The sequence below is a fragment of the Mangrovimonas yunxiaonensis genome, from assembly GCF_000733475.1.
In the GTDB taxonomy this organism is placed as follows: Bacteria; Bacteroidota; Bacteroidia; order Flavobacteriales; family Flavobacteriaceae; genus Mangrovimonas; species Mangrovimonas yunxiaonensis.
This window is the reverse complement of sequence record NZ_JPFK01000005.1, coordinates 82,942-109,348: the sequence shown is the minus strand read 5'-3', so window position 1 is coordinate 109,348 and position 26,407 is coordinate 82,942. Positions and strand designations below refer to the sequence as shown.

Below are 26,407 nucleotides of genomic sequence, written 5' to 3'. Positions count from 1 at the left end.
TCTACAAACAATATGTTATTTTTGAACTCTAAAATATAACGCATGAGTTTTACAAAGTGGATTGGTGCAGCATTGGGCTGGGCATTAGGAGGTCCTATTGGTGCCATTATGGGCATGGCCTTGGGTGGTGTAATTGATGGGATGTCTAGAGATGAGGCACGGGCTTTTAAAAGGCAATATCAGGGGCAAAGAACGCAATCGGGCGATTTTGAAGTAAGCCTTTTGGTTTTGGCATCGGTGGTGATTAAAGCCGATGGAAAACCCGATCAGCGCGAGTTGGACTACGTACGCCAACAATTTGCCGGTATGTATGGTAAGGAGCGTGCCAACCATGCTTTTAAATTGTTTAAAAGTCTTAACAAACAAGATATTTCGGCCAGACAGGTGTGTTTGCAAATTAGACAGATGATGGACCACCCATCGCGCTTACAGTTGCTTCATTTTCTCTTCGGAATAGCAAATGCCGATGGCCATGTAAGCGACGCCGAGGTTAGTCAAATCCTAACCATTTCGGGCTATTTGGGAATTAATCAACGTGATTTTGAAAGCATTAAAGCCATGTTCTACAGCAATTCGGATAATGCGTATAAAATTTTGGAGATCGATAAATCGGCAACGGTCGACGAGATTAAAAAAGCCTACCGCAGAATGGCTAAAAAATACCACCCGGATAAGGTGATTCACCTAGGCAAAGAACACCAAAAGGGCGCCGAGGAAAAATTCCGTCAGGTCCAGGGCGCTTACGAGCAGCTTCAAAGGGAACGGGGCTTTTAATCCAGTTTAAAGCGCATGCCAAAAAATAACCGGCGGCCTTGATTTGGGGCGTAAACATACGAAGGGTCGAACGTTAAAGCATACGGATTTTGCGGTGTTGCCATCACGCTACCGTCGGGGTTATAATCTACATCTTCATCAAACGGGTCGTGCGAACGCGCTATAATAAAGGGCTCACCTTTGTTTGGTGTCCAGTTTAACAGGTTTTTTACACCGGCATAAAGTTCAAAATTGCTTAAACCATCAAAGGTTACTTGAATGTTTTGAATGCTCCAAATGGGCGAGGTGTCGCTTCTTGGGTCTAAGGCGCCCAGAGTGGGCAATCGCATGGGGCCGTAAAGGTTTCCGGTGTAATCTAAGGTTAGGTTGGTTTTGTAATGTTTGTAGGATAGCGCCCAAGTTCCCGAGAATTTTTCGGTTAAAATTTGGTCTGTAGTCACTTGGTTTTCGGTTTGCGATACGTCTTGGTACGTTATGCCTAAAAGGGCTTTTATCCCGCTAGCAAATACGGCATCAATATTTAAACTTGCCCCTTTAGAGGTGGCGTATCCGTTTAGGTTGTCGTAAATAATTTGATTGGGGTTGGTGTCGTAATCGGGTAAAATGGCATTGGTAAAATGGGTGTACCATACCGAGGCATCTACTGTAAAGAGCTTGCCGTTTTTTGTGTACAGCTTTTTAAGGTAATTGATGTTAATATTATACGATTTTTCGGGTTTTAGGGTTTCTTCAATCACCACATCTCTTGCGCCGGTTAGGGCTGCGTGTTCTTCGGTAAATAAATTTACCACCCGAAATCCAGTACCTGCATTCACCCTAAAAATATCGTCTTTTGTGGGTTTGTAACGATAGGCCATTCGGGGTGTGAATATAGCGCCGTGACGTTTGTCGTAGTCGTAACGTGCTCCCAGCAATAGTTTTTGTTTTTTAGAAAGGGCTATTTCGTCTTGAACAAAGATAGAGGGAATGGTAATTTCGTCTGCTTTTTTGGTGGCTGTAGTGTTGTCGTTGTAGTAATTGTATCGCGCCGCTATACCAAAAAGCAAATCGTGGTTTTTTAGCGTTTTATCCCATACCAATTGCCCAAAGCCAATACGCTGTTTTGCTAAAAAGGGCATGTCGCCATATACCGAGTTTTGGTCGTGGTTGGAGTATGAAAACTGAAAATTAACATGCGGTTTAATGGGGAGTTGATAATTGCCTATAAACTCGAATCTTGAGGTGTAAATGCTTTCGCCATAAACGGTGTTTCCGCCGCGGTAGTTTTTGTTCCATTGCATTTCGCCGCCCCAGCGATCTTCGTAAAAGTAGCGTCCTGCCAAGGAGAGTTTTCGGTTGTGGTTGCGTTTAAAGTCCCATTTCTGGAAGATAGAAATTCGATCTTGCAAGGTCACATCGGTAAAATTATCGTTGTTGTTGTCTATGGGGTTGCTGTAGTTGTAGTAGTTGGCGCCCAATAGCAAGGTGGTTTTTTTGCCCACATGTGCTTTGTAGCCTAAATCTAAATTGGCCTCGCCCCAGCCTGTAATAAAGCCATCGGCCGAAAGCTTTGGCGTGTAATCGGGCAATTTGGTAATGATATTGATGAGCCCGCCAACAGCTTCACTACCATAAAGTGAAGAGGCAGGGCCTTTAACAACTTCTACTTGTTCAATTAGCGAATTGGGAATACCAGAAAGCCCATAAACCGTAGATAAACCGCTAACTATAGGCATGCCGTCAATTAAAACTAGGGTGTATGGTCCTTCCAGTCCGTTAATATGAATGTCGCCCGTATTGCAAACATTGCAGTTAAGTTGTGGCCGCACACCGTTAACATTCTGTAACGCTTCAAAAATATTGGGCGTTGGGTTTTTCTTTAAAAAAGCGGGCGAATAAACTTCTACAGGCACAGGACTTTCTAAACGGCTAACAGGCTTTAATGTTCCCGTTACAACCACTTCGTCTAGGCTTTCGGTTGCACTTAAATCGAAATCAAGGTAGAGAGGTTTGTCTGAAACAGTAACGTTTTTATGTACGGCTTTAAAGCCTGTAAACGAAACAATTAGGGTGTAGTCGCCTGCTGTTATGTTAGAAATGCTGTAGTGCCCATCGTTGTTGGTTACGGCACCTTTGGTTGTGTCTTTTAAATACACGTTTACAAAAGGCAGCGGTTCGCCTTGGGTGGTTACTTTTCCAGATATGGTTATGCTTTGAGCCAGTAAGCCAAACGATGTGAGAAATAGGAGAATTAATATAAGGGTGTTTTTATGAATCACAGACTATAATTTTTTGCAAATATAAAATTAAATTTTAGACAAGGCTAAAAATAAGTTTTAAAGAAGAAAAATATAAGTTGTATATTTGTCGAAATATTTATGAGTATGATTACGTTTTCAGAAGAAAACTATCTTAAGGCCATTTATCATTTAGGAAAGTTTGGGAATGCTCTGGTAAGCACCAATGCCATTGCAGATAAGATGGATACTAAGGCATCGTCGGTAACCGATATGATAAAAAAACTGGCCGAAAAAGAGCTGGTGGCATACACCAAGTACCAGGGGACTACCCTAACCGAAAAGGGCCGTTTAACTGCCGCTACGGTAATTAGAAAGCACAGGCTTTGGGAGGTTTTTTTAGTGGAAAAACTCAATTTTAACTGGGATGAGGTACACGAAGTTGCCGAACAGTTAGAGCACATAAAATCTGAAAAACTAATTAACCAATTGGACGCTTTTTTAGAATTTCCCACACACGATCCGCATGGCGATCCCATACCGGACAAGGAAGGGAATTTTAAAAAAACCAATAAAGAGCTTCTGGCGAATCTGGCTAAAGCAACACATTGTATTTGTATTGGGGTTAAAGATTCCTCTTCCGAATTTTTAAGGTATTTGGATAAGCATAAAATAGCCTTGGGAACAGCAATAGAAGTCCTTTCTAAGGAAACGTTCGATGATTCTATGGTCATTCAGGTTGCAGGTAAAACCTTAACCATTTCAAAAGAAGTCTCTAACAATTTATACGTAAAAGCGCAATAGATTATGAACCAAATTTTACATTATTTTGAAAGTATAGATCCCGTATTGGGTGCGTTATACGCCTCGTTATTCACTTGGATTTTAACCGCGGCAGGAGCCGCTTTGGTGTTCTTTTTTAAGGGGATGAACCGGGCGCTGCTAGATGGCATGTTAGGGTTTACTGGAGGGGTTATGGTTGCGGCAAGTTTTTGGAGCTTGTTGGCGCCGGGCATTGAAATGAGTCCTGGCGAGGGTTTTGTAAAAGTTATCCCAGCGGCTGTAGGGTTTGCTATGGGGGCTTTGTTTTTGTATGGCTTAGATAAGATTTTACCGCATTTACACATTAATTTTAAGGAAAGTGAAAAAGAAGGCGTTAAAACGCCTTGGCATAGAACCACGCTTTTGGTTTTGGCTATCGCCCTTCACAACATCCCCGAAGGCTTGGCGGTAGGGGTTTTATTTGGCGGAGTAGCCGCAGGAATTCCAGAGGCAACCATAGGTGGGGCTGTGGCTTTGGCCATGGGTATTGGTATTCAGAATTTCCCCGAGGGCTTGGCCGTTTCTATGCCATTACGCCGCCAAGGTGTAAGTAAGTTTAAAAGCTTTTGGTACGGACAAATGAGTGCAATAGTCGAGCCCATTTCGGCAGTTATTGGTGCTGTTGCCGTTACCTTTTTTACACCTATTTTACCATACGCCCTAGCTTTTGCTGCCGGTGCGATGATTTTTGTGGTTGTAGAAGAGGTGATTCCCGAAACCCAACGCGATAACTATACCGATATTGCCACCCTTGGGTTTATAGGAGGCTTTATTATTATGATGACTTTAGATGTGGCTTTAGGTTAATGGCAACCACAATTGGTTTCTTGGCCACAGTTCTTTTTTTTGTTTGAAGTTGTTTTTGGTTTCCAAAAAAACTTCCTGATTAAGAACAACAACGCCAGGGCCAAGGCCGTAAAGACTAGAATATTTTGAATGATGTGATTCATTTATTTCAAAATTTGAAAGGCCGCTAAAGCTACAAGATACGCAAAACTGCTCATAGTTACTAATTGTAGTATGGGCCATTTCCAGCTGTTGGTTTCGCGTTTTACAATAGCCAAGGTGCTCATACACTGCATGGCAAATGCATAAAAGAGCATAAGCGAAATGCCCGAGGCAAAATTAAACAATGGGGTGCCTAAAACGGGGTTTACCTCGCCTGCCATTCGGTTTTTTATGGTTTCTTCCTCATCGCTGCCAACGCTGTAAATGGTGGCTAGGGTACCAACAAATACTTCGCGGGCTGCAAACGAGCTTACAATGGCAATTCCAATTTTCCAGTCGTAGCCTAAAGGCTGAATTAACGGTTCGATGGCTTGGCCGGTAATGCCAATATAGCTGTGCTCTAGCTTGTACGAAGCTATATGTTGTTGAAGCTCCTCTTCGGTAAGGTTTTCGGTAGCATACTGTTCGGTTACAATATTTTCGGCATTATTAAAGTGCTCTCCGGGGCCATAGGAGGCTAAAAACCAAAGCACGATAGATATGGCCAAGATAATTTTACCTGCTCCAAAAACAAATGCCTTGGTTTTTTCGACCACAGTAATAAGGACATTTTTAAATAGAGGGAGTTTGTAATTGGGCATTTCTACCACAAAAAACGAACGACTTTTTATGTTTAGAGTTTTGTGTAAGAGGTAGGCAGAACCTAATGCTGCGCCAAAACCAATAAGGTATAAAAGCATTAAGGTAAGTGCTTGGTAGCTAATAAGGCCTAAAAAGCGCCCTTCTGGAATAACCAATGCAATTATGATAAGGTACACGGGCAATCTTGCCGAACAGGTGGTAAAAGGCGTCACTAAAATGGTGATTAAGCGCTCTTTCCAACTTTCAATATTTCGGGTGGCCATGATGGCGGGAATGGCACAAGCTGTTCCAGACATTAGGGGCACAACGCTTTTACCGCTTAAGCCAAAGCGGCGCATAATCCGATCCATTAAAAACACCACACGGCTCATATAGCCGCTTTCTTCTAAAACGGCAATAAAGAGGAATAAAAAGGCGATTTGCGGAATAAAAATAACAATACCGCCAAGCCCGGGAATGATGCCTTCTGCTATAAGGTTGGTAAACTGGCCCTGCGGAAGGGTTTGTTTGGACCATTCGCTTAACGACGCAAAGGTGCTGTCTATAAAGTCCATGGGTATGGCAGACCAATCGTAAATGGCTTGAAAAATTAGCAGTAAAATAAAGAAGAAAATCAAGTAGCCCCAAACTTTATGGGTTAAAATGCGGTCGAACCTAATGCGTAAATCCTTTGCGGTACTTAAGTCTATAGTTTGCCCTTTTTTAAGGGTGTTGTTAATAAACTGGTAGCGCTTTATGGTTTCTTTTTGCTGTAGTCTCTTAAGGTCGATTTTGGTTTTGGTCTTAAAATCTTCTAGGGTGTCTGATTCTTGGCGTTGGATGTCGCCAAAATTAACATCTTGTGTAATAACCAACCAAAGCTTGTAGAGCAATTGATTGGGGAAAGCCTCTCTTAGGCTGTTAAAGTATTCGGGGTCTATTTCGCTGGCATTTAAGCAAGGTTCTACAGAAAGTTTCCTGTAGTCTGAAATGAGTTCCCTTAATTTTTCGATGCCTTGGTTTTTTCGGGTGCTTACCAGGGCTATTTTTGTTTTTAGTTCGTTTTCTAAACACGCAATATCTAAGGAAATGCCTTTATAGGCCATTCTATCGGCCATGTTAATCACTAAGATGGTTGGGATTTCCAGATCCTTAATTTGGGTAAAAAGAAGGAGGTTGCGTTTTAGGTTTTCCACATCGCTAACCACGACGGCCACATCGGGAAAGTCCTTGTCGTTTTTATTTAGTAGGAGCTCTATAACTAGGTTTTCATCTAGAGACGATGCGTTTAAGCTATAGGTTCCGGGAAGGTCGATAATGTGGGCTTTAACCCCTCGTGGCAATTTGCAGATGCCTTCTTTTTTTTCTACCGTAATCCCTGGGTAGTTACCTACTTTCTGATTTAATCCGGTAAGGGCATTAAAGACTGAGGTTTTTCCGGTGTTGGGGTTTCCTATAAGGGCAACGTTAATCTGCTTACTCATGGGCAATGTTTATTAAAATATGAACAGCAGTTTCTTTGCGAATGGCCAAGTGCGAGCCGTTTATGTTAAGGTACATGGGGTCGGCAAACGGGGCAACCTGTACAAGCTCGACGGCATTACCGGGCAAACACCCCATTTCTAAAAGCTTTAAAGGAATGTGTAAGGACGAGACATCTTTAATAATGCCTTTTTGACCACGTTTTAGATTTGCGAGTGTTATTTCCAAGCTTATTTAGATTGATTTTAAAAAAGCAAAAATAAGTTAAAAAATCAGGCTAAAAAAATGCTGGGTAAAAATCTACGATTTTTCCTGTTTTAAGATGGCTATATCGCTAAGTAGGCGTTCAATATCTTCGGCTTTGGTGCCGTCGTAAAAGCCTCTAATCTGGCGTTTTTTGTCGATAAGCATAAAGTTTTCGGTATGAATCATATCGAAAGGACCGCCATCGCCATCGGTTTTAACGGCCAAGTAGCTTTTTCGAGCCAATTGGTAGATTTGCTTTTTATCGCCCGTTACCAAATTCCATTTATTGTCTATTACCCCTTTTTTTAGGGCGTATTTTTTTAGTTGAGCCACGCTATCTATTTCGGGTGTAACGGTATGCGAAAGCAGCATGACCTCGTTATCGTTTTTTATTTCCTTCTGTATTTGGGCCATGTGGTCTGTCATGATCGGGCAAATGGTCTGGCAGGTGGTAAAAAAGAAATCGGCCACATATATTTTATCCTTATAGGTGTCTTGCGTAATGGTTTGCCCATTTTGATTGGTTAGCGAAAAATCGGCAATTTTATGGTATTTTCTTTGGTGCTGTATGGTGCTGTCTACCATTTCGTAATTAACCATGGCCGGTTGGTAAATGGGTAAAACCGCTTTGGGCTTTAATATGGTATAGAAAATGGAAATAATAATAACCGAAAGCACGGCTAAAGTCATGCCTATGTATTTGTAGCCTTTGAAAAAACCAAGCATAGCGAACAAATTAATTTGTGCAAAGGTACAATGAAATTTAAAGTTTGTAACCTAAAGCGTACTAAATGATTGTTAAAGCGATGGTAAGGAGGGTGTAATAACTTTTAGTAATGGTATAAAAACACTACTTTTGTGCGTTCATTTAAAAAAAGACACGTATTTACATGGAGTTTGTCATTAAAATATCCCAATTTCTATTAAGCTTATCGCTGCTTATTGTCTTACACGAGTTAGGGCACTTTATTCCTGCAAAGCTTTTTAAAACGCGCGTAGAAAAATTTTATTTGTTTTTCGACGTTAAGTTTTCCTTGTTTAAAAAGAAGATAGGCGATACCGTTTACGGTATTGGTTGGTTGCCCCTTGGCGGTTATGTGAAGATTTCCGGAATGATTGATGAAAGTATGGATAAGGAGCAAATGGCACAACCCCCAAAGCCGTGGGAGTTTCGTTCTAAGCCAGCTTGGCAGCGTTTAATTATTATGCTTGGTGGGGTTACCGTAAACTTTTTGTTGGCCATTATTATTTACATTGGCATGAGTTATGTGTATGGCGATAAGGTTTTGCCGGTGGCTAATATTAACGACGGCCTGATGGTAGAGAGTACGGTAGCCAACAAGGCCGGTTTGCAAACTGGGGACCATATTATTGCGGTTGATGGCGATAGAATAGACCATTTTTCTGAAGTTTCTGAAAAGGTGTTGTTTGGTAAAGACATTACCATAGCACGGGAAGGTGAAGAAAAGACCATTACGTTGCCAGAAGATTTTTTAGCGCAGATTATAGATGCCAACGAAAAAGCGTTTATAAGCTTGCGTATGCCTTTTATAATTGCCCAAGTACCAGACTCTTCGCACAATAAGGCTAGCGGCATTTTAAAAGGCGATATTTTAGCCTCGATAAATGGTAAAGAAACCAAGTATATTGATCAAGTTATCCCGGTTTTAGAAAGCGTAAAGGGGCAGCAAGTTACCGCTCAGGTTATTAGGGATAAACAAACCTTAAGCTTTTCTTTAAGTGTAAACGATAACGGAAAATTAGGATTGGCCTATGCCAACGGTGCCACGCCAGAAACCCTGCAAGAGTTGGGGTACTACAATTTTGAAACCAAAAAGTATGGTTTTTTTGAAGCCATTCCCATAGGATTTGTGAAAACCAAGGAAAAATTAGCCTCGTATGTTAAGCAAGTAAAGGCTATTTTTACGCCAAGTACAGGCGCTTATAAAGGAGTAGGTGGCTTTAAGGCCATTTACGATATTTTCCCAACCGTTTGGAGCTGGCAATATTTTTGGGGCATAACCGCCTTTTTATCCATTATGTTAGGCTTTTTAAACTTATTGCCTATTCCAGCCTTAGATGGTGGTCACGTGATGTTTTTGCTATACGAAATGATTTCGGGCAGAAAGCCTGGCGATAAGTTTATGGAGTATGCCCAATTGGTTGGTTTTGTTATTCTTATTGCTTTGGTATTGTTTGCTAATGGAAACGATATTTTTAAAGCTGTTTTTAAATAGGAATATTTTTTTAAAATAAGTTTGCTGAAAGCAAAAAATAGCATATATTTGCGCTCGCAAAAGCGAAAAGAAAACACTCCTCAGTAGCTCAGTTGGTTAGAGCATCTGACTGTTAATCAGAGGGTCGTTGGTTCGAGCCCAACCTGAGGAGCAAATAACAAAAGCCTTTACAGCAATGTAGAGGCTTTTTTTGTACGCAATACTTAGAGTTTAACTGCACTTACTACATTAATTGCACTTTCTTCAAAAAGTTAGATTATTCCTTATTTCTATTAAAAAAAGGCCTCTTTTAAGACTCCCATCCAATTTAAAAAGACACCCATAAAATTTAAAACCAAAAAAAATGAAAATCAATATATTATTTGTAATAAACAAACACAAAGCAAATGCTAAAGGACTCTGTAGTCTTATGTGTAGATTAACTTTTAACAAAAAAAGAAAAGTATTTAGTACAGGACAATTTGTAAATCCTAGTTATTGGAATAGCAAAAAACAACAGGTGAAACCACAAGCTCCTAATAGAGATGAAATAAACACACAATTAAGCCTTATTAAAACCCAAATTAATAGGGCTTTTTTAATGCTTCAAGTTCAGGAATATAGCTTTACTGTGGATGACGTTTACAGGCTTTATAAAGGCGAAAAACTAGAAAAAGAATACAATGTAGTTGAATACTTTGAAGTGCACTTAAATAAGCTTAAAACCCTTGTAGGAAAGGATGTAAAGCAGGTAACCTGGAACAAATATAGCTATGTGAAAATGGACATAAAATCTTTTATAAGATGGAAATATAAGGCTAATGATATCCCTTTAAAAAAGTTAGAACCAAACTTTTTAACAGAACTGGAATATTACTTTAAAGTAGTTAAGGAAATCAAACAAATAACCATTAACAAAAAGATACAGCGTTTTAGGAAAATAGTTAAAGTATCGGTCTCGGAAGGATATCTTGAGAAAGATCCATTTATGTTGTACAAAGCAAAAAAGGTTAGGAATGAAATTGTATACTTAACGGCAGAAGAACTACAGGATTTTGAAAAGCATCAATTTATTCAACCTAGGTTACAATTGATACAGGATTTGTTTGTGTTCAGTTGCTATACAGGATTGCCATACAGAGAGCTAATGAATATGAGGACAGAACATATTATATATGGGTTTGATGGTAATAAATGGATACAAATGAAAAGAGAAAAAACAGGTCAGATTTTTTCAGTACCGCTACTACCAAAACCTATAGATATAATAAAGAAGTATAACAATAAAGATGTTAGAATATTTCCTAAAATTAGTAATCAGAAGTATAATTCATATTTAAAAGAAATAGCGGCGATTATTGGTATAGAAAAGCGGTTAACGACTCATGTAGCCAGGAAAACGTTTGCTTCCACTGTATTGCTTTATAATGATGTTCCTATGGAGGTTGTCTCTAGGTTGTTAGGCCATAGTAAAATACAGACCACACAAGGATATTACGGAAAAATAGTAGAGGCTAAGATTAGTGATGAAATGATTAAGCTTAAAAGTAAACTTAAAGCTAAATAGCAAAAACCTCTTTGTTATGCCATTGAAGTGACTCTGGAGATGGGAACCATGAAGCTTTAGATGGTAAAATTATTTGCCTACCATTAAACTGGGATAATGAAAATACGGTGTCATTTTCCGAAACCGTTGGTGAAATCCTAACAACGTAGTCTGGATTTATAGTAATTAAACCTCTGTCAAATGCTCTATGCAGATTTGGAGATAATGATATACCGTTAGGGATTGTATCATCATTAGAAATACTAAAAGGGATGATGTGACAGGCGTCTATCATTTGAGCGTTTTGAGATGATTCAATCCTCATTCCAGATATACAACAACTATAATTGTAAATTTTTGGAATGGTTTTTTTAAAAAGACCACCTCTAATAAACAGTTCTTCTTCGTATTCATCGTCATCTAAAGAAGCTCTCAAATCTTTTAAATGTTGTTGGTACTCTTCTTTGGCTTCATTTAGTATTTGCTTTTCTATTTTTTTATGACCATCGTATGGTTTTAATCCAATTTTAGAATAATTAGACATAGAATTTTTAAAGTATTTCTGTACTAGAACTTGTTCTAAAATTTGCCTTTTAGGAGTGTCTGTCAATAATAAGTATAGATTTTTATCTAATTCAGCAAATGCGACAGACTCCTTTAAGTTTTTAAAACTTTTAATGCTTTTTGATTTTGTTACTTTAATCTGCATGCTAGGTTTAGCAACCAGATGCCAAAAAGGTTCGCTTCTCATATGAAAAAATGGAAGGGCAAAATTTGGAATATGGTCTGTGTCAACCATAATATTCCATATGTTCTTAAATTCTAAAAGTAGTTCAGGTGTTATAAATATCCTGTTTGAGGTTATTTCTTTTTGCTGAATCAACCGAATTATTGCTAGTAATAAAACTGGCTTATGTGGAGCTCTTCCTAAGCCTTTATTATACCCTCTGTTTAGATTTTCTAATAGGCGTATATATTTGCTAATAGCTTCAGTCATTAATTAGTAATTTAAACTTTTAGCAGTTAGGTTAAGATTCACGAAAGTAAGAATTTTCGTTAAGTTTATGCGTTTTGAGGCAATATATTTAAGTTTATACTAACCAAAGAAGTCTGTTTTTGATGACCTATTCTTTAGTAGGGAACTATGCACTATACAAATGTTATGTTATTTATTTAAAAAAACTCTCTATAACCTTTGTGAAGTCAGTTCTAGAGCTTCCTTTATTTGAAGCAGAATAAACACCTTCCCAAGAGTTCAATGGTCCACATACAGGACATACAATTTCAAACCGAATAGTATTAATGTTACTGTTTTTCATTTTACTCAATTCCGAAGCAGTTAGGTGATATGCCGAAATGGCAACATCATCAACATTATCATTTATTCCGCGGTCAGTACATGATATTACAGTACCGTCATCAAGATAGATAATAAGTTTCTCGGCAATCTTTACGACATCTGTCAGCTTAGAACTTACTATGATTAAAGAAGCCGTTCCGTCTTTAGCAAATACTAGATTTAGGTTTCCAATATCTTCTTTGTCAGAATTTGATTGCAACATAAATTTTTCAGTACTAGGGTAACTATTTTCACCAATGAACGCGAAATTTTGTCCATTCACATTTACCGCATAAGATAAAGCTAAGGTTATTATTAAAATTGTTTGTCTCATTGTTACGTGTTTGGTTATGATTTAGTTGCGTAGTTTAAGCACCTAAATTAGCAAAAACAAACCAAATAGAAAATCTGAGAGGATTTTCCGAGTAGGCTAGAACCAAGCAATTATTTTTACACGGTGTTGGCAAATCGTTTTTTAATTTTGATATGAGGTTAATTTTCCGTTTTCAAAATACAAATAAGTATTATCGTAAACCCATTGTTCATGAACACCCCAAGAACCAACAGTTCTATTTATATCTTTTGGACTGCCTAAAGAAATGGTGGCCATTTCTCTGTTCATTCCAATCCAGTAATATCCTTGTTTAAGTTTGTCGTATGTCTTTTGTCCGTATTTTTTAATGTACTCTTTTTCTAATTTCGCGTATTCAGCTTCTTTTAATTTAAGTTTTCTCTCATGTTCAAGTCTTTTTAATTCTTTTTGCTCTTGCTTTTTGACTTTTATGAATTCATATACTTTTTCGTTTTTTTCAATCCACATTTCACTCATATATCCACAAATTGAATCTGTACAAATACCAAAATATCCATCATAATAGTCCAATAGCACTACTTCTTTTTTTTCTGTTAATTTGGTAATTATTTCTCCGATTACGTTAGATGACTTTTTAATATATGCTCCTTCTCTAGCAGAAGAAATTAAAGTAGAGTCCGAAACCATTTTTTTGATTTCTTTAGATTTCAAAACTGCAATTTGAAGTTCAACTTTTTTTAAAGAATCATTTAGTTTATTTATATCCGAAGTCAAATTTTGCTTTAGTTTTTCCAAGTCCGAAATCTCCGTTTCTTGAGAAAAGACATTAAAGGAAACTAAAAGTATAATTAAAGTAAAAATTCTCATTAATGTTCGGTTTTAAAATGTTTGCCAACGTGTTTGTGTATGGCTCGTTGCGGGAAATCCGCGAGGATTTTCCGCCGTAGAACGAAGATAGCAAATTGCAATGAATTCCGATTAGGAATTCAGCCGCAATGAGCTATACACGTTGTTGTAGCACGTTTTTATTTATTTCATTTTAATTAAAAATCGCTTTTCCAATAACTAAAACTACTACTGCAATTAGTATTATTCCAGCTACTATAATTTGAAACCTCATATAGTTAGATATCGTATCCCAAAAAGAGTTTTTTTTCATTTCAATATTTTATTCCGATTTAATATCATCTTCAGTTCCAAATTTTCCGTCAGAGCCAGCAGATGTGATTAAAAATCCGTTTCCATTATCTATAATCTTAAATTCATATTCTCGATTCCAAGCGTCTTTTTTCCAATCTTGTCTTAAAGGACTATTTCCGATTAATTCATTCAATTCCGTTGGGTATTGTCCGAGATTTTCATTCCAATTTTCCATTCTGTCACTCATTTCAGATATTTCCTTTTTTGTTTTTTCTGGAAAAACTGACGTTCTTTGATATGTAAAAAATAGAATAGCACTTAAACTTCCAACGACCAAAAAAGCAATTACCATTAAAGCACTCGGTTGCATAAAATATTTTTGAATCGGTCTTTTAATTCCGTCTTCTTTTTCTTTTTTAGTTATTCGTTTTTGATGTTTATAATCTTCACGAATGAGTCCAAATTCAGCTAAAGTCGAAAGTATTAATTCTATCATTTAGTTCGTTTCTCAAATGTGCTACAACTAGTTGTATGAGTACTAGTATACACACTTTCTAAATTATTGTTTGGATAACGTGAATGTTATGTCACTAATTAGTCTAGGTGAATATGTAAAAGTTAATGATATATGTTTGCACTTGTTGATTGTAATAACTTTTATGCTTCTTGTGAGCGTGTATTTAACCCATTATGTAAACTTGTATTGGTTCTCTAATAATAACGGTATTGCAATTCCAATGAAGCTAAAGCGTTAGAAGTCCCTATGAGAGTTCCTGCTCTACGAATATACAAAAATATCTCAAAAACATAACGTCTATGTATATTGCAGATTACTAACTTCACTTGGTGTATAGCTGTTGTCCGAAAGATAAAATGGTATGTACTACATTAAAAGAATTTTTCACCACTAATAAGATAGCGATATAATCCACATATAAACCGCCCAGGCTTAGGTTTTTGGGATACTCCCCCTACCAATAAGTCTAACATTAAAATATCGTAACATGGTAACAATTAAAAATTTTAAACCCATTCAAACAGATGATGGGGACACTTTCTATGCCTTAATAGTAGAAGGAGGTGTAGAAACAGTAAGAAGCCAAAGAACAGGCAGAATTTATTTTACAACACGAACTTCAACAGTGCCAACAATCTTTGATGAGGCAACTTGTAAAGCAGCTATTGGAACATCCTTTAACGGAACAATTAAAAAAGTTCCTTGTGATCCCTACGAGTATACTATTAAAGATACGGGAGAAACCATTATGCTTGACTACCGTTGGGAGTATGTAGATGATACTCTAGAACTTGTTGAGAGGCAAGTCGTCAAGGAAACAGAAACAATCAAATAAACAATTTAAAGCATAACAGGGCGGGTTTTTTGCCAAGCGCAAGACTCATGCGCTAACGCAGCGAGAGAAGATTCATACAGCATCGGGCAAGCTTTGTTGTTTTGTGCCAGGCATTTGGCTAAGCATGATAAATATCAGTTTATAGTAAATTAGGAATCGTCATATTTGCCATGAATTCAATTTTAAACATGACGCATGGCTTTACCTAAACCACTACATACCTTTCATATACCCGTTATGGGCTTGGCTTATACCATAGACAGCCCCATACGTGTTGCGCAATATGGCATTTCATCGGTTATTTCTATTATAGACGACGAGCTTTTAGAAAAGATGAATGCCTTTTACAGCAAGAAAATCAATTTGCCTTACCAAGAAATTACAAAGAAAACACAGGATTACCGCGCCAAACGCATCACATCGTACTTAAATTTGGTCGATACGATTGTAAAGGACAAGTTTTCAAAATTTAAAGCAGAGTTAACCGAGAGCACATCGGCTTTAGAACATTTTATGGCCACTTTGCCCAACACTTCGACAATTAAGGCAGGACTTTTAAGTTTGTTGGAAGAAGGTGCTACACTTAAAGGTCATATTAAACAATACCTAGAAACACATTTAAGGCCAGGGGCGATAGATGTGAATATCATGACCAAAGTAGACCGGGAAAACTTTGTTAAAGGCAAGCAACTGCCGGTGGCTTTTAACGATGCCCATGCGTCGCTTCGTGGCTTTGCCAATAGTCAATTAAACGCCTCGGTGGTGTTATCGGCGGGTATGAACCCTAGACTGTACAGCTATTTCGAGAACTTTAGCGATTTCTATCCAGACGAGCAAGGCGCGTTAAAAAAGAAGCTTATTTTAAAAGTAAGCGATTACCGCTCAGCAATTATCCAGGGTAAGTTTTTGGCCAAAAAAGGGCTTTGGGTTTCAGAGTACCGTATAGAGTCTGGGCTAAATTGTGGGGGGCATGCTTTTGCTACAGAAGGCCATTTGTTAGGGCCTATATTAGAAGAGTTTAAAGCTAAAAAAACAACATTAATCCAAGATACGCACCAAGTGCTTGTTAAGGCTTTGGAAGCGAAAGAGTATGCGGTGCCAGAGCATCCCTTAGATTTAAAAATTACGGTGCAAGGGGGTGTTGGTACAGCCGAAGAGCACAATTTTTTGCTGAATCATTACCAAGTAGATTCTGTTGGTTGGGGCACGCCCTTTTTATTGGTGCCCGAAGCCACGTCGGTAGATCGGCAAACAAGGAATCTTTTGTTAAAGGCCAAAGAAGAGGATTTGTATTTAAGTAACATTTCGCCTTTAGGTGTTCCTTTTAATACCATAAAGGGGACTACCAATGCCTTTTTTAAGCAACAGCGTATAGATAAGGATAAGGCTGGAAGCTCCTGCCCGAAAAAGTTTTTGGCCTTAAGTAAGGAGTTTGGTCCAGAAGGAGTTTGTACGGCTTCAAAAAAATATCAGGATGTAAAATTAAACGCATTAGAAACGCAACGCGTAGAGATGTCGCAGGCGGCATATAAAACCGCCAAGGACAAGATTACCGAAAAATCCTGTTTGTGTGTAGGCTTGGCCAATGCTACTTATTTAGAGCATGACATGGCGATTAAAGGTCAGAAACAGGGCGTGGTTATTTGCCCAGGGCCAAATTTGGCTTATTTTGATAAGGAGGTGTCGTTAGCAGATATGATGCAGCATATTTATGGTGCAAAATCTATACTATCGTACAAAAACAGACCCAATATGTTTGTAAAGGAACTGAAGATGTACGTGGATTATTTAAAAAATGAACTGACCAGTGCTTCTATAGCATTAACGGGCAAGCAAATAAAAAAATGGCAGGCTTTTAAAAGCCATTTATTGGACGGCATTTCGTATTACCAACAATTGGTTTCAACAGCTGTTTTAAATGAGGGCATTAAAAATGACCTCCAGTGTTTTAAGCACGAATTGGAAGCGCTTGTTATTCCCGAGCTAGAACTGGTATAAGGCGTTTACGCCTCGGTGCGCTTGTCTATAACCATAACGGGTTTACGGCTCATTTTTGGGAATTGTAATTTTTGAATGGTTTTAAAATCGTGAAATTCTATTTTAGGGCTAACCCTTAATTTGGCCCTAAAATGGTCTTTAATGTTTTGCTGAAACTCTTCGGAGGTGTTTTTCGATGCAATTTTAATGCAAATCTCATCGGTACCAATGTTGTTGTGCGAGATTTCAATCACATAACTTTCAACGTCACTAAAATCGTTTAAAATGTTGTCCATCGCCGGGGGGTACAAAGTTGTGCCTTTGTATTTAACCATTTGCTTTTTACGCCCGATTACAGGGCCTAGGCGTAGGGTGTTCCTTCCGCAGCTACAGACCTTGGTGTAGGCTTTTACCATATCGCCGGTTTTAAATCGCAATAGCGGCATGCCCTCTACGCCTAGGGTTGTTATGGTGAGTTCCCCTACTTCGCCAGGTGCCACGGGTTGGTGGGCATCATCTAAAATCTCAACAATAATCAGTTCGGGGTGGTGGTGACCGCCTTGCTGGGCCTCACACTCGGTAAAGGCCGTGTTCATTTCGGTAGAGGCATAGGTAGAAAACAGTTCAAGATCCCATGCCGAAGTAATTTTTTGGCCTAGGGTGTTTAGGGAGAAATCTTGGTTTCGTAACGATTCGCCAATGCAAATCGCCCCTTTAACCCCAGAGGCATTAATATCAATATGGTGCTGTTTGGCGTATTCTATTAATTTCAGCAAAAAGGAAGGCACCACAATAAGGTAGCTGGGTTTAAATTTTAAAATGGAATCCCATTGTAGTTCTGGTACGCCGGCACCCACACGAATAATGCCTGCCCCCAATTTTCTAACCCCTAAAAAATAGGCCAGTCCGGCCATAAAACGGCGGTCTATGGTGGTGGTTAATTGCAGGACATCGTCCGGGGTAATACCTGCGCAGGCGAACGAAATGGCTTCGTTATAGGCCAATCGGTCTAAATCTTTGTCGGTTAGCGCAAAAGTAACCGGGTCGCCCAAGGTGCCGGAGGTCGTTACATAGTCGATAATCTTGGTTTTGGGCACACAAAGAAAATCGTCGTTATAACGCTGAAGGTCATCTTTTGTGGTTACGGGAAGTTGGGTTAAATCGTCTAGAGTTTTTATGGTTTCCAAGGCGATGTTGTTTTCCTTGAAAACACGGTTGTAATACGCAGAGTGCGTGTTTACGTAGGCAAGCAGCGCTTGTAGCTTGTCTTCTTGAAATGCTTTTATTTCCTGCACGGACGCTCTTTCTATCTTTGGAATCATTTAGTGTAATTTCCGGTTTAGTTTTTTAATATAATCTTCAATCTCAATGCGATTAGGAACGGTTGTAATTTCCTTCGTCAGGGCTTCTTTAAAACTGTTTAAAGCCGCACGATAGTATTTTTTTTCGTAATAATATTTTGCGATAACATAATGCACTTCCCAAAATTCTGGATTGGTGTTTTTAAAGGTGTTTATGTGCTCTGGAACCATGTGTTGGTCGTGTTTTATGGCAGATAGCATCTTGCGGTTTAAGATGCGGTAGCGCTCGTAGTTTTGATAGGCTTGGGTGTAAAGAAAGGGGTCTTCTTCAATGTTTAATGTTGGGTTTTGTAACGATAGGGCGTTACTGTTTGAGACTGCATTTTTAAAGATGTCGTTTAGGTTATAAGCAACAAATTCGCCCAATTGATAGGGGTTAGACGACACCCAAACCATACGCTGTTCTGGCTTAAAAACAATGGCGTGGTGCGCCAAAAGTTGGTTTAATGCCTTTTCGTTGCCATAGCCAATGGTTTTGTTGTTTAGGCCTTTTTTATTGCGAAGGATGTCCACGGCTTTTTGTGGCGTTAGTTTAGGGGTTTGGCTAAGCAGCTCTTCCATACGCTTGTAACGGTATTGCGAGTGGCTTTCGGCCATGTGTTTTAAATTCCGTTCATCGTTCTTAAACGCATCGCTCTGAAAGTGGTTGGAACAGATAAGCTGTGTCGAGTTTTCAACCTCGTAAACGCCAAAATTGTCTGGTGCCATTTCTATGGTAATGGCCCGATTGTCTTGAGCACTTCCTATAAAAATAGATTCCGAAACAAAGACTTGCCGTTTTTTGGCAATGGCAATGGCTTCTTCAATGTTCGAGGCATATTGTAAAATCTCGCGGGTAACTATAGAAATGGGAGTTTTGGCCACCAAGGGTATTTTAGATTTTCCAGCATTGATGGTTACGGTAAGGCCTGCATCGTTCATACCAGAAACCACACCTATCATACCGGGCCAGGTTACCGACATAAATTTGTGGCCGTTTGTTGGGCTTACAAAGGCAATGATTTTTTCCTTAGAAAAGGCATCGCCAGCATAAAAGTCGAAGTTCCGCCCAATAATTAAATGGCCATCCTCACTCTTGTCGCCCCAGGCAGCAAACGAGGAGCAACCAACTAAGGCAAGATCCTGAAAAGCATGGCCGATGTCGTGCGCCCCGTGCAAATAAAGTACCCGCAAATAATCATCGGCCACATGGTCGTATTTATCTCCGGCAAATTTTGAAAGTCCGTAAATTTCGGTTTTGTATTCTTCAGGAACATGTAAATACATTTTACGGTTGTACCAAGCCAGTAGTTTACGCAGCATGTACTGTTTGGTTTTTGAAGGTACCATTTCGTTAACCTTGCTTAAAAAGGCATCTTCCTGTTTTTTGAACAGTTCGCTTGTTAAACGGCCTGTTTTTAGGCCTATTTGTAGCGGATTGCCATGAACAAAAAGCTCCCACTGCCCTTGTTTGTTTTTGGTAAGGTAGTCGGTTTGCAGTATAAAAGAAGAGTCTGTTAGTTGGGTTCTTTCGGGGATGTTGGCGTTGTATGCACTAACATCAGGAACATCGTGTAGCGATTTAGAAACGCCACAGGATGTTAAGACCAACGGGATTATAATGATGCTAAGCCAGACTTTCATGCGTTGTTTTTTATGTGGGTTGTGTTATTAGCTTGAAGAATTTTATTTAGTAAATACGTGCTTCCTAAAATCTCTGAGCAGGTGAGTACCGCTCCAATGGTTACACCCAAAATACCGTGCATGTTTAAACTTTGCCCCGTAAAAAGCAGGTTGCTAATTTTGGTTTTAGGCGCAACAATGGCATGTAAGGGTTTGTTGGCCTCTTTTACATAGCCGTACATGCCCCCATTGTAGCAGCCAATATAATCGCGGTAGGACAAAGGGGTAGAGGTGTAGTAGGTTAAAATAGAGGCTCTAATGTTGGGGAATTTTTTTTCAAGCTGGGCGATAATTTTTTCAGCCTTTTCGGCCTTAAAGCCTTCGTATTCCTTCCCACGGTCATTTTCGTTTACCGTGGTATTAAAACTGTCGCACCAGGGGCTAACATCATCATAACGCATGTAAGTCATTATGGTCATGTTATCGGCATAATCGCTTTGGTTTTTCTTACATCCCATAGACAGCATGTAGCTTTCCGGCCAGGACTCTTGGGTGTAGTTTTGGCTGGTCCAGACATGTTCTGGCGACTTAAAGTGATAATAGTTTTTGTTGTGGTATTTAATGGTATTTGGCTTTAACACAAGGTATAAACTAAAGGCCGAAATGGTATTTTTAATACCGTTAATCCTATTGGTGTAGCTTTTTTTAAACTTATCTTCTCCAACAAGTTTTAATGTTAGTTTGGGCTCGATGTTAGAAATAAATAGCTTGCCGTAAAAGGTTGTTCCGTTGGCGCAGTTGGCCGAGGTGAGTTGCCCATTTTCATAGCCAAACCCGGTAACCTCATGATATTTATAAGCTTCGCCACCGTGGGCTTTAAGCTCTTTAAGAAGCAATTTTGTGATTTGACTCCCCCCGTTAATACAGCGGTAAGCACTTTTTATATACGAATTTATAGAAAGGGCATGCACATAAAACGGTGTGTTGGGGTCTCCTGCATATAAAAAATTGGTGCCTACTAAAACGGCTTTTAGGGTTTCGTTAGAAGTAATGGAGTCGATAAATGCCTTGGTCGATAAGCGAAACACTTCGCTGTTGTACATGGCGCCTTCTTTTAGTCTATAAAGCGGGAAAGCGTCGCAGGTTTCTTGTATTTTAGTGCAATAGGCATCTATGGCTGTTTTTTCTTCCGGGAAATCACGAACCAATGAAGCTTTAAAATTGGCATAGCCCTGGGCATAGCGATAGGTGTTGTCGTCGCCATTAAAAGAAATGACATCAAAACCGTCCTCATCCATTTTTTTTAGGTTGAGGTCTTTCATAATGCCTAAGAAATTAAAAAGCTGATAGAGGTTCTGGCCTTTGCTAAGTCCGCCTATATAATGAACCCCCGTATCGAAAATAGAGCGGTTTCTTGCAAAGGTTTGCAAGTTGCCCCCAAACTGTTGGTTTTTTTCCAACACACACACCTTCTTGCCTTCTTTAGCCAAAATAACTGCAGAAACAAGGCCGCCCAAGCCGCTACCTACTATAACAACATCGTAAGGTGTTTTCATGTGCTTTCGGTTTTTCGTTTTAAAATCATAAGGCCATCTGCTTGCAGGTGCTCTTGAAAACTAAGGGTGTTATGTTCCAAAAAGAAAGGGCTAAAAATACAGCTTTCATTTAATAAAATAACTGTTTTTATATCTTGTAAACTAGATGTAAAGTTAGCTGGTTTTAAATCTGCTAGGTCTAAAATTAAAGTGGTATGTGGCTGACTTAAAGCTGCCTCAACGGTAGGTGATATGGTGATGTTGCTGTGGTTGTTAACCGCGTAGTTGTTTGCAACAATAGCACGGTATTCGGGGTGGTTTATATAGGTTGTTAGGGTTCTTGCTGGGCTGTCCAGAGCCAAAAGGGTATCTAATTGGCCATAACCTTGCGACAAATGCACCACCTGTTCTTGTTCGTTTACAGCATCCATTATCTGTTTATAACGGGATTTGTGCGACTTTAGCGCCTGTTTCACATTGTTATACAGCGCATCCCCTTTATATCTATAATCTTCTAAAACAATGTTGTGGAAATAGGAATCGTGTTCTATTTCTTGCCTAAAGGCTTTAAAGGCTTTTTTAACGTGCAGGCCAATGCTTTTGGTGCGCGCTCTGGCGGTGTTGCCAAAAGAGGTGTCGTTGTACGGAATGCGCTCAAGAACCTTTAGGGTAATGCTTCCGTTTTTAATGGGGAAAGATCCTTTGGGAAGCACTTCAGAATTTCCGTGTATGAGAATGGGCAGGATGTCCAACTGAAATTTTTCGGCCAGAAAGAAAGCTCCTTTATGAAAGCGTTTTATTTTATTGGTGTAAGAGCGGGTGCCTTCCGGAAACACAACTAAGGAATAACCTTGGTCTATTTTTGTTTTAAGGTGATCCAGACCATTTTCAATCCCTTCAGAAACGGGATAGTAGCCAGCAAATTTCATGGCTTGCCCAAAAATAGGGGACTTGTATACCCAATCGTTTACTAAAAAGATAACCTTATGGTGTACCATGGCTATGGTTAAGGTGTCTAAAAACGAGGTATGGTTGGCAATAATTATAGCGGGCTTTTTGAAGTCTTCTCCAACCTGATTGATGATTTTTTTCTTTACAAACGGATTGGTATAAAGTACCGAGGTCATAAATTTTCCCGCCAGTTTATGAAACCAGGGCATTTTAATTTTTTTGCTTACAGGAATAAGTCCAAAAGTAAGCATGCCAATAAGCGGCAATAAAAATGTACCCAAGCCGTAATAAGTAAAAGAGCCAATAGCATGTAAAAGTAGCCTTAGGGTTATGGGGCGTTTATGTTTGCTGCCAATAAACAAACGGAACAAAACGGGTTGTATGGTAAACGAAATAATTAGGGCTGAAAGGATACCGATAATAGACACCACAGACATGGAGTGCAGTGCAGGGTGTTTGGCAAATACCAGTACGCCAACCCCTAAAATGGTGGTTATTACCGATAACAGAATAGATGCCTTATGGGTGGGTAATGCTTGTTCGCCAGTACGGTATTCGTGCAGTAGGCCATTGGTAATAAAAATGCTATAATCGACCCCCAGTCCGAAAATGAAGGTGGAAATTATAATGTTGAAAATATTAAATTCAATCCCCAAAAGGCCCATAATACCAATGGTTAAAAACCAGGTTAATGCGATTGGGATGCTGGTGACCAAAGTTAGTGAGAGGCTTCTGTAAAAGAAAAGAAGGACCAGAAGCACAACAACCAACGAATAACCAATTAATTGGTTGAAATCATTTTTAAGGTTCCCCAAAAACGTTTCGTTCATACTTTGTCGGTCTATAACAAGCGTATTGGGTAGGTGTTTAAAGGCGTTGTTGAGCAAGTTTAGGTTGTTCTCGTCTAGTTTTACCAAAGAGGCAATGGTGGTAAAGTGGTTTTTGGTTGTTATATAATCGTTGGTTCTTATGGTATTTAAAGCTTGGTAATCGGTGTTGTTTAATGTTGAAAACTCTTGGTTAAGGAAGTTGTAAAACGGCTGAAAGGTTTCAGGTTTAAACCCAAAAGGAGTGCCATTTTCTACAAGCAGTTGTTTTAAATTGGTTTTGGTGCTATCGTCCCAAAAGGTTTGCCAGGTGTTTAATTTTTCTTGTTGTAAAGCTTTAGATTGAACAATTCCTGCAATAGAGCTAAAGTCTATGATGTGGCCGCGAGCTTTTAACTGTTTTAATGTTTGGTAAATGCTATCGTTAGCTTGAAGCGCAGCTTCTGTTTGGGAGCCATAGGCCGCAATATAAACCGATTTTGAAGTTGCGTTGGTCAGCGCATCCAATTGTTTTTGGGCTTCCATGAGCTTTGGGGGCTCATAGTTTAACTTGGTAATGTCGTTATTAAACGAAACGGTTTTGTAGGTAAAGATAGATAAGATTAGGCAGGCGCCCAAGGCGACAAAGAGCCAAGGTTTTTTGTGTAGAGCCAGTGCCGAAAACGTATCGATAATGGTGTTTTTAGGACGATTTTTCTGAGTGTCTCGATAGGCTTGCGGGATAAAAACCAAAGCAAAAACAGCCGAACCCACAACGCTAATTGCTGCAAAAATACCTAAATCCTGTAGGGCCTGCGAATGTAAGAACAACAGGCATAAAAAGGCCAAAGCCGTGGTTAAACTGCTCATTAAAATAGGCTTGGCAATTTCTGTATAAAGCGATTTTATGTTGTTGTTGCTTCTAATGTGGGTAAGAATGTGCAAGGCGTAATCTAATGTAACCCCTAAAAGTACAGAGCCAATGCCCAAAGAAATTGCTGAGATTTTATCGCGAATAAAATACAAAACAGTAATGGCCAATAGCGCACCAAAAACGGTAGGGATAAACAAGATGATAGGAAGCACAAGTTTCCTGTAAAACAGGATAAGAATAAGGAGCAGTACCGTTAGGGCAATTCCTACGGTAAATAGGATGTCTTGTTTTATTTGTTTGGCATTTTCAACGGCTATCAATGCGCCGCCAAAATAAGATACCGTTGTTTTTTGCTCGAATGTGTTGTTAAGCTGGGCGCCAATTTGGTAAAGGATGTTTGCAAACGCGCTGTTTTTTGCCGTTTCGCTAGAGGCATATTTTGGTGTTACAAACAGCAAGAGGTGTTTTTGGTCTTTGCTTACCAAAAAGCCATTGTGCAGGTTAAAATCTTTGCCAAAATTAAGGGTTTGTAGTTTTTCAAGGCCGGTAAAGGTAAGCCCTAGGGGGTCTTTTAAAATGCTTTTTTTGGCAATAATACCCGAAGGCGATATTAGGGTTTTATAGTTGCCTTTGGTAATGGCCTTAATGCTGTCGGGATTCATTTTTTGCTCTATGCCCTTATAGTCTTCGGCGTCTAAAAATAAGGGTAAGTTGGCATAAACAAAGGCCATAGTGCTTGTTATGGTCTTGTCCTCGATGTGGCCTTGTATGTCGGTTATGTAGTTAGACGCCTTGTGGTTAAGCGTGTCTAAAAACATTTCGGCAAAGCGCGTTAGGTCATCTGCCGTTTGCTGTGTTGTGGTAATATGAACCACCACCTTATCGGCAAAATTTACGGTTTTTAAAACCTTTTGTGCTTGGGCATTGTTGCTGTTGGTAGGAATAAGCTTGGTGATGTCTTCTTCAAATTCGATGTTTGAAGCAAAATACCCAAAAACACACAGCATACCAACAAGCCCGAAGGCGCTTAGGCCTTTGTTGGCTTGAATGCTATGAAATATTCGATTAAAAAAATTAACCATGGTTTGTAACCATTTTCTTTTTAGATAAAATTAAGAAGAGAAGATAACCAATTACGCCAAAAAAACAAGCGCAAATAACGGCTAAGGCAAGACTTCCTATAACATAGGTTTTAAGATGCGTTACCAAAGCGAAATTTTGGGTAAGCTCCTCCAGGTCGTAGGTGTTTTTTACGTTAAGGATACGCTCTCCTAATTTAACACTGCTGTAAATTATAAACGGTATAAACGGTGGTAGGCTTACGTTGGAAAATGCAAAAGCAATGGTCTTGTTTAAATTTAGAAAAAGAGCCAGAAAAATAACTAAAACGGTGTGAAAGCCCCAAAAGGGCGATAGACCAATAAAAACCCCTAAGGCTATAGAGAGGCCTTTTTTTCTAGGGGAGTCGTTGCTGCCCAAAAAATCCTCTACAAAAAACCGTTTAACCCCTTTTTTTTTAAGCGATCTATAGAGGTTTCTTGGCTTTATATACAGTAGGGTTACAAGAACCAGCCAGGTGTTTAAAATGCTAATTCGGGTAAAATCTTTAAACGGTCTAAAATGTGAAACGCGCTCGGCTTTATCGTAAAGTACCTGAATGGGAATGTTTTTAACCTCTACATCTTTCCAAGCCGATTTGACAATGACCTCTATTTCGAACTCGAATTTTGTGGTAAAAAAGCGTAGGTTTTTAATGACTTGTAGCGGGTATAACCTAAACCCCGATTGGGTGTCTTGTAGTTTTATACCCGTTTCGAACCAAAACCAGAAGTTAGAAAACTTGTTTCCAAAACTGCTTTTTCCGGGAACGCCTTCTTGGTTCATGTTTCTAGCGCCAATAAACAGGATATTTTTTGTTTGGTGCTGTTCTAGGGCAGTAATAAAAACAGGAATGTCGTTAGGAAAATGTTGCCCATCGGAATCGATGGTTATCGCAAAATCGTACCCTAAGGCTATGGCTTTTTTAAATCCTTCCCTTAAAGCGGCCCCTTTGCCTTTATTTTCTTCAAAAGTAATTACGGTTAGGTTGCTGTAGTTTGCTAGGATGTTTTTTGTGCTATCGGTGGCGCCATCGTTAACAACAATAAGGTGTTCGGTGTATTCTAAAACACCATCAAGAACGCGTTTTAAGGTGCGTTCGTTGTTGTAGGTGGGAACAATAACACAAACATTTAAGCTGTTTATTTTTTGATGGGTTAATGATGGGTTCACTTTAAAAAGGCAGCT

20 protein-coding genes and 1 tRNA gene are annotated in these 26,407 nt (G+C 39.1%); 8 read left to right on the top strand and 13 right to left on the bottom strand.

Annotation, left to right across the window (positions count from 1 at the left end):
- Nucleotides 1-42 precede the first annotated feature (42 nt).
- Nucleotides 43-774, top strand: a complete 732-nt coding sequence (locus IA57_RS04610; RefSeq protein ID WP_036119914.1) for a TerB family tellurite resistance protein — start codon at nucleotides 43-45, stop codon at nucleotides 772-774.
- On the opposite strand, the gene IA57_RS04605 is transcribed toward IA57_RS04610, so the two are convergent.
- Nucleotides 771-3,032 carry a TonB-dependent receptor gene (locus IA57_RS04605; RefSeq protein ID WP_373283065.1) on the bottom strand — a complete coding sequence of 754 codons (2,262 nt, stop codon included), beginning with the start codon at nucleotides 3,030-3,032 and terminating at the stop codon, nucleotides 771-773. The genes IA57_RS04610 and IA57_RS04605 overlap by 4 nt on opposite strands.
- Nucleotides 3,033-3,137: 105 nt before the next feature.
- On the opposite strand from IA57_RS04605, the gene IA57_RS04600 reads away from it, so the two are divergent.
- A complete protein-coding gene (locus IA57_RS04600) occupies nucleotides 3,138-3,794 on the top strand; it encodes a metal-dependent transcriptional regulator (RefSeq protein ID WP_036119911.1) in 657 nt (218 codons plus the stop codon).
- Nucleotides 3,795-3,797: 3 nt separating this feature from the next.
- Entirely contained in the window at nucleotides 3,798-4,619 is an 822-nt protein-coding gene (locus IA57_RS04595) for a ZIP family metal transporter (protein ID WP_188358231.1), read from the top strand.
- 143 nt (nucleotides 4,620-4,762) lie between these two features.
- On the opposite strand, the gene feoB is transcribed toward IA57_RS04595, so the two are convergent.
- The 3 genes from feoB to IA57_RS04580 form a co-directional block, all read right to left on the bottom strand.
- On the bottom strand, nucleotides 4,763-6,865 hold the full coding sequence (gene feoB, locus IA57_RS04590) for a ferrous iron transport protein B (protein WP_036119905.1): 2,103 nt from the start codon (nucleotides 6,863-6,865) through the stop codon (nucleotides 4,763-4,765).
- Nucleotides 6,858-7,091, bottom strand: a complete 234-nt coding sequence (locus IA57_RS04585; RefSeq protein ID WP_036119902.1) for a FeoA family protein — start codon at nucleotides 7,089-7,091, stop codon at nucleotides 6,858-6,860. Before IA57_RS04585 ends, feoB begins: the two co-directional genes overlap by 8 nt.
- Nucleotides 7,092-7,163: 72 nt before the next feature.
- Nucleotides 7,164-7,835, bottom strand: coding sequence for an SCO family protein (locus tag IA57_RS04580; RefSeq protein ID WP_036119899.1), 672 nt, complete (start codon nucleotides 7,833-7,835; stop codon nucleotides 7,164-7,166).
- A 164-nt stretch (nucleotides 7,836-7,999) separates the two neighbouring features.
- Here IA57_RS04580 and rseP point away from each other — a divergent pair, with 164 nt between their 5' ends.
- The 3 genes from rseP to IA57_RS04565 all read left to right on the top strand — a co-directional run bounded on the left by rseP (nucleotide 8,000) and on the right by IA57_RS04565 (nucleotide 10,892).
- On the top strand, nucleotides 8,000-9,346 hold the full coding sequence (rseP, locus tag IA57_RS04575; protein ID WP_036119897.1) for an RIP metalloprotease RseP: 1,347 nt from the start codon (nucleotides 8,000-8,002) through the stop codon (nucleotides 9,344-9,346).
- A gap of 77 nt (nucleotides 9,347-9,423) precedes the next feature.
- Nucleotides 9,424-9,497, top strand: a tRNA-Asn gene (locus IA57_RS04570).
- 192 nt (nucleotides 9,498-9,689) lie between these two features.
- Complete coding sequence (locus tag IA57_RS04565; protein WP_036119895.1) at nucleotides 9,690-10,892, top strand: site-specific integrase; 1,203 nt, start codon at nucleotides 9,690-9,692, stop codon at nucleotides 10,890-10,892.
- Here the strand turns inward: IA57_RS04565 and IA57_RS04560 are convergent.
- The 4 genes from IA57_RS04560 to IA57_RS04545 form a co-directional block, all read right to left on the bottom strand.
- Complete coding sequence (locus IA57_RS04560) at nucleotides 10,885-11,868, bottom strand: HNH endonuclease (RefSeq protein WP_036119893.1); 984 nt, start codon at nucleotides 11,866-11,868, stop codon at nucleotides 10,885-10,887. The genes IA57_RS04565 and IA57_RS04560 overlap by 8 nt on opposite strands.
- A 172-nt stretch (nucleotides 11,869-12,040) precedes the next feature.
- Nucleotides 12,041-12,544: a hypothetical protein gene (locus IA57_RS04555; protein WP_036119890.1), complete on the bottom strand. Its 504-nt coding sequence runs from the start codon at nucleotides 12,542-12,544 to the stop codon at nucleotides 12,041-12,043.
- Nucleotides 12,545-12,685: 141 nt separating this feature from the next.
- Complete coding sequence (locus IA57_RS04550; RefSeq protein ID WP_036119887.1) at nucleotides 12,686-13,390, bottom strand: hypothetical protein; 705 nt, start codon at nucleotides 13,388-13,390, stop codon at nucleotides 12,686-12,688.
- A 301-nt stretch (nucleotides 13,391-13,691) separates the two neighbouring features.
- Nucleotides 13,692-14,159, bottom strand: coding sequence for a type II secretion system protein GspG (locus IA57_RS04545; protein ID WP_036119885.1), 468 nt, complete (start codon nucleotides 14,157-14,159; stop codon nucleotides 13,692-13,694).
- 508 nt (nucleotides 14,160-14,667) lie between these two features.
- Here IA57_RS04545 and IA57_RS04540 point away from each other — a divergent pair.
- Nucleotides 14,668-15,015, top strand: coding sequence for a hypothetical protein (locus tag IA57_RS04540; protein WP_036119882.1), 348 nt, complete (start codon nucleotides 14,668-14,670; stop codon nucleotides 15,013-15,015).
- A gap of 195 nt (nucleotides 15,016-15,210) precedes the next feature.
- Nucleotides 15,211-17,013: a hypothetical protein gene (locus IA57_RS04535; RefSeq protein ID WP_036119878.1), complete on the top strand. Its 1,803-nt coding sequence runs from the start codon at nucleotides 15,211-15,213 to the stop codon at nucleotides 17,011-17,013.
- Nucleotides 17,014-17,018: 5 nt separating this feature from the next.
- Here the strand turns inward: IA57_RS04535 and IA57_RS04530 are convergent, their stop codons facing one another.
- The 5 genes from IA57_RS04530 to IA57_RS04510 are packed head-to-tail and all read right to left on the bottom strand — an operon-like array spanning nucleotide 17,019 to nucleotide 26,392.
- A complete protein-coding gene (locus IA57_RS04530) occupies nucleotides 17,019-18,314 on the bottom strand; it encodes a phenylacetate--CoA ligase family protein (protein WP_036119875.1) in 1,296 nt (431 codons plus the stop codon).
- On the bottom strand, nucleotides 18,315-19,976 hold the full coding sequence (locus IA57_RS04525; RefSeq protein WP_036119873.1) for an acyl-CoA--6-aminopenicillanic acid acyl-transferase: 1,662 nt from the start codon (nucleotides 19,974-19,976) through the stop codon (nucleotides 18,315-18,317). It abuts the gene before it with no gap.
- Nucleotides 19,973-21,511 carry a phytoene desaturase family protein gene (locus tag IA57_RS04520; protein WP_036119872.1) on the bottom strand — a complete coding sequence of 513 codons (1,539 nt, stop codon included), beginning with the start codon at nucleotides 21,509-21,511 and terminating at the stop codon, nucleotides 19,973-19,975. Before IA57_RS04520 ends, IA57_RS04525 begins: the two co-directional genes overlap by 4 nt.
- On the bottom strand, nucleotides 21,508-25,203 hold the full coding sequence (locus IA57_RS04515; RefSeq protein ID WP_036119870.1) for an MMPL family transporter: 3,696 nt from the start codon (nucleotides 25,201-25,203) through the stop codon (nucleotides 21,508-21,510). Before IA57_RS04515 ends, IA57_RS04520 begins: the two co-directional genes overlap by 4 nt.
- Entirely contained in the window at nucleotides 25,196-26,392 is a 1,197-nt protein-coding gene (locus IA57_RS04510) for a DUF2062 domain-containing protein (protein WP_036119868.1), read from the bottom strand. Before IA57_RS04510 ends, IA57_RS04515 begins: the two co-directional genes overlap by 8 nt.
- Between the last annotated feature and the right edge of the window lie 15 nt (nucleotides 26,393-26,407).

What these genes read in the sequence shown, in the direction of transcription:
- IA57_RS04610 (WP_036119914.1), top strand. Translation starts at nt 43, where the DNA reads ATGAGTTTTACAAAGTGGATTGGTGCAGCATTGGGCTGGGCATTAGGA.
- feoB (WP_036119905.1), bottom strand. Translation starts at nt 6,865, where the DNA reads ATGAGTAAGCAGATTAACGTTGCCCTTATAGGAAACCCCAACACCGGA.
- IA57_RS04520 (WP_036119872.1), bottom strand. Translation starts at nt 21,511, where the DNA reads ATGAAAACACCTTACGATGTTGTTATAGTAGGTAGCGGCTTGGGCGGC.
- IA57_RS04600 (WP_036119911.1), top strand. Translation starts at nt 3,138, where the DNA reads ATGATTACGTTTTCAGAAGAAAACTATCTTAAGGCCATTTATCATTTA.
- IA57_RS04545 (WP_036119885.1), bottom strand. Translation starts at nt 14,159, where the DNA reads ATGATAGAATTAATACTTTCGACTTTAGCTGAATTTGGACTCATTCGT.
- IA57_RS04595 (WP_188358231.1), top strand. Translation starts at nt 3,798, where the DNA reads ATGAACCAAATTTTACATTATTTTGAAAGTATAGATCCCGTATTGGGT.
- IA57_RS04555 (WP_036119890.1), bottom strand. Translation starts at nt 12,544, where the DNA reads ATGAGACAAACAATTTTAATAATAACCTTAGCTTTATCTTATGCGGTA.
- IA57_RS04525 (WP_036119873.1), bottom strand. Translation starts at nt 19,976, where the DNA reads ATGAAAGTCTGGCTTAGCATCATTATAATCCCGTTGGTCTTAACATCC.
- IA57_RS04530 (WP_036119875.1), bottom strand. Translation starts at nt 18,314, where the DNA reads ATGATTCCAAAGATAGAAAGAGCGTCCGTGCAGGAAATAAAAGCATTT.
- IA57_RS04560 (WP_036119893.1), bottom strand. Translation starts at nt 11,868, where the DNA reads ATGACTGAAGCTATTAGCAAATATATACGCCTATTAGAAAATCTAAAC.
- IA57_RS04515 (WP_036119870.1), bottom strand. Translation starts at nt 25,203, where the DNA reads ATGGTTAATTTTTTTAATCGAATATTTCATAGCATTCAAGCCAACAAA.
- IA57_RS04540 (WP_036119882.1), top strand. Translation starts at nt 14,668, where the DNA reads ATGGTAACAATTAAAAATTTTAAACCCATTCAAACAGATGATGGGGAC.
- IA57_RS04550 (WP_036119887.1), bottom strand. Translation starts at nt 13,390, where the DNA reads ATGAGAATTTTTACTTTAATTATACTTTTAGTTTCCTTTAATGTCTTT.
- IA57_RS04580 (WP_036119899.1), bottom strand. Translation starts at nt 7,835, where the DNA reads ATGCTTGGTTTTTTCAAAGGCTACAAATACATAGGCATGACTTTAGCC.
- IA57_RS04535 (WP_036119878.1), top strand. Translation starts at nt 15,211, where the DNA reads ATGGCTTTACCTAAACCACTACATACCTTTCATATACCCGTTATGGGC.
- IA57_RS04565 (WP_036119895.1), top strand. Translation starts at nt 9,690, where the DNA reads ATGAAAATCAATATATTATTTGTAATAAACAAACACAAAGCAAATGCT.
- rseP (WP_036119897.1), top strand. Translation starts at nt 8,000, where the DNA reads ATGGAGTTTGTCATTAAAATATCCCAATTTCTATTAAGCTTATCGCTG.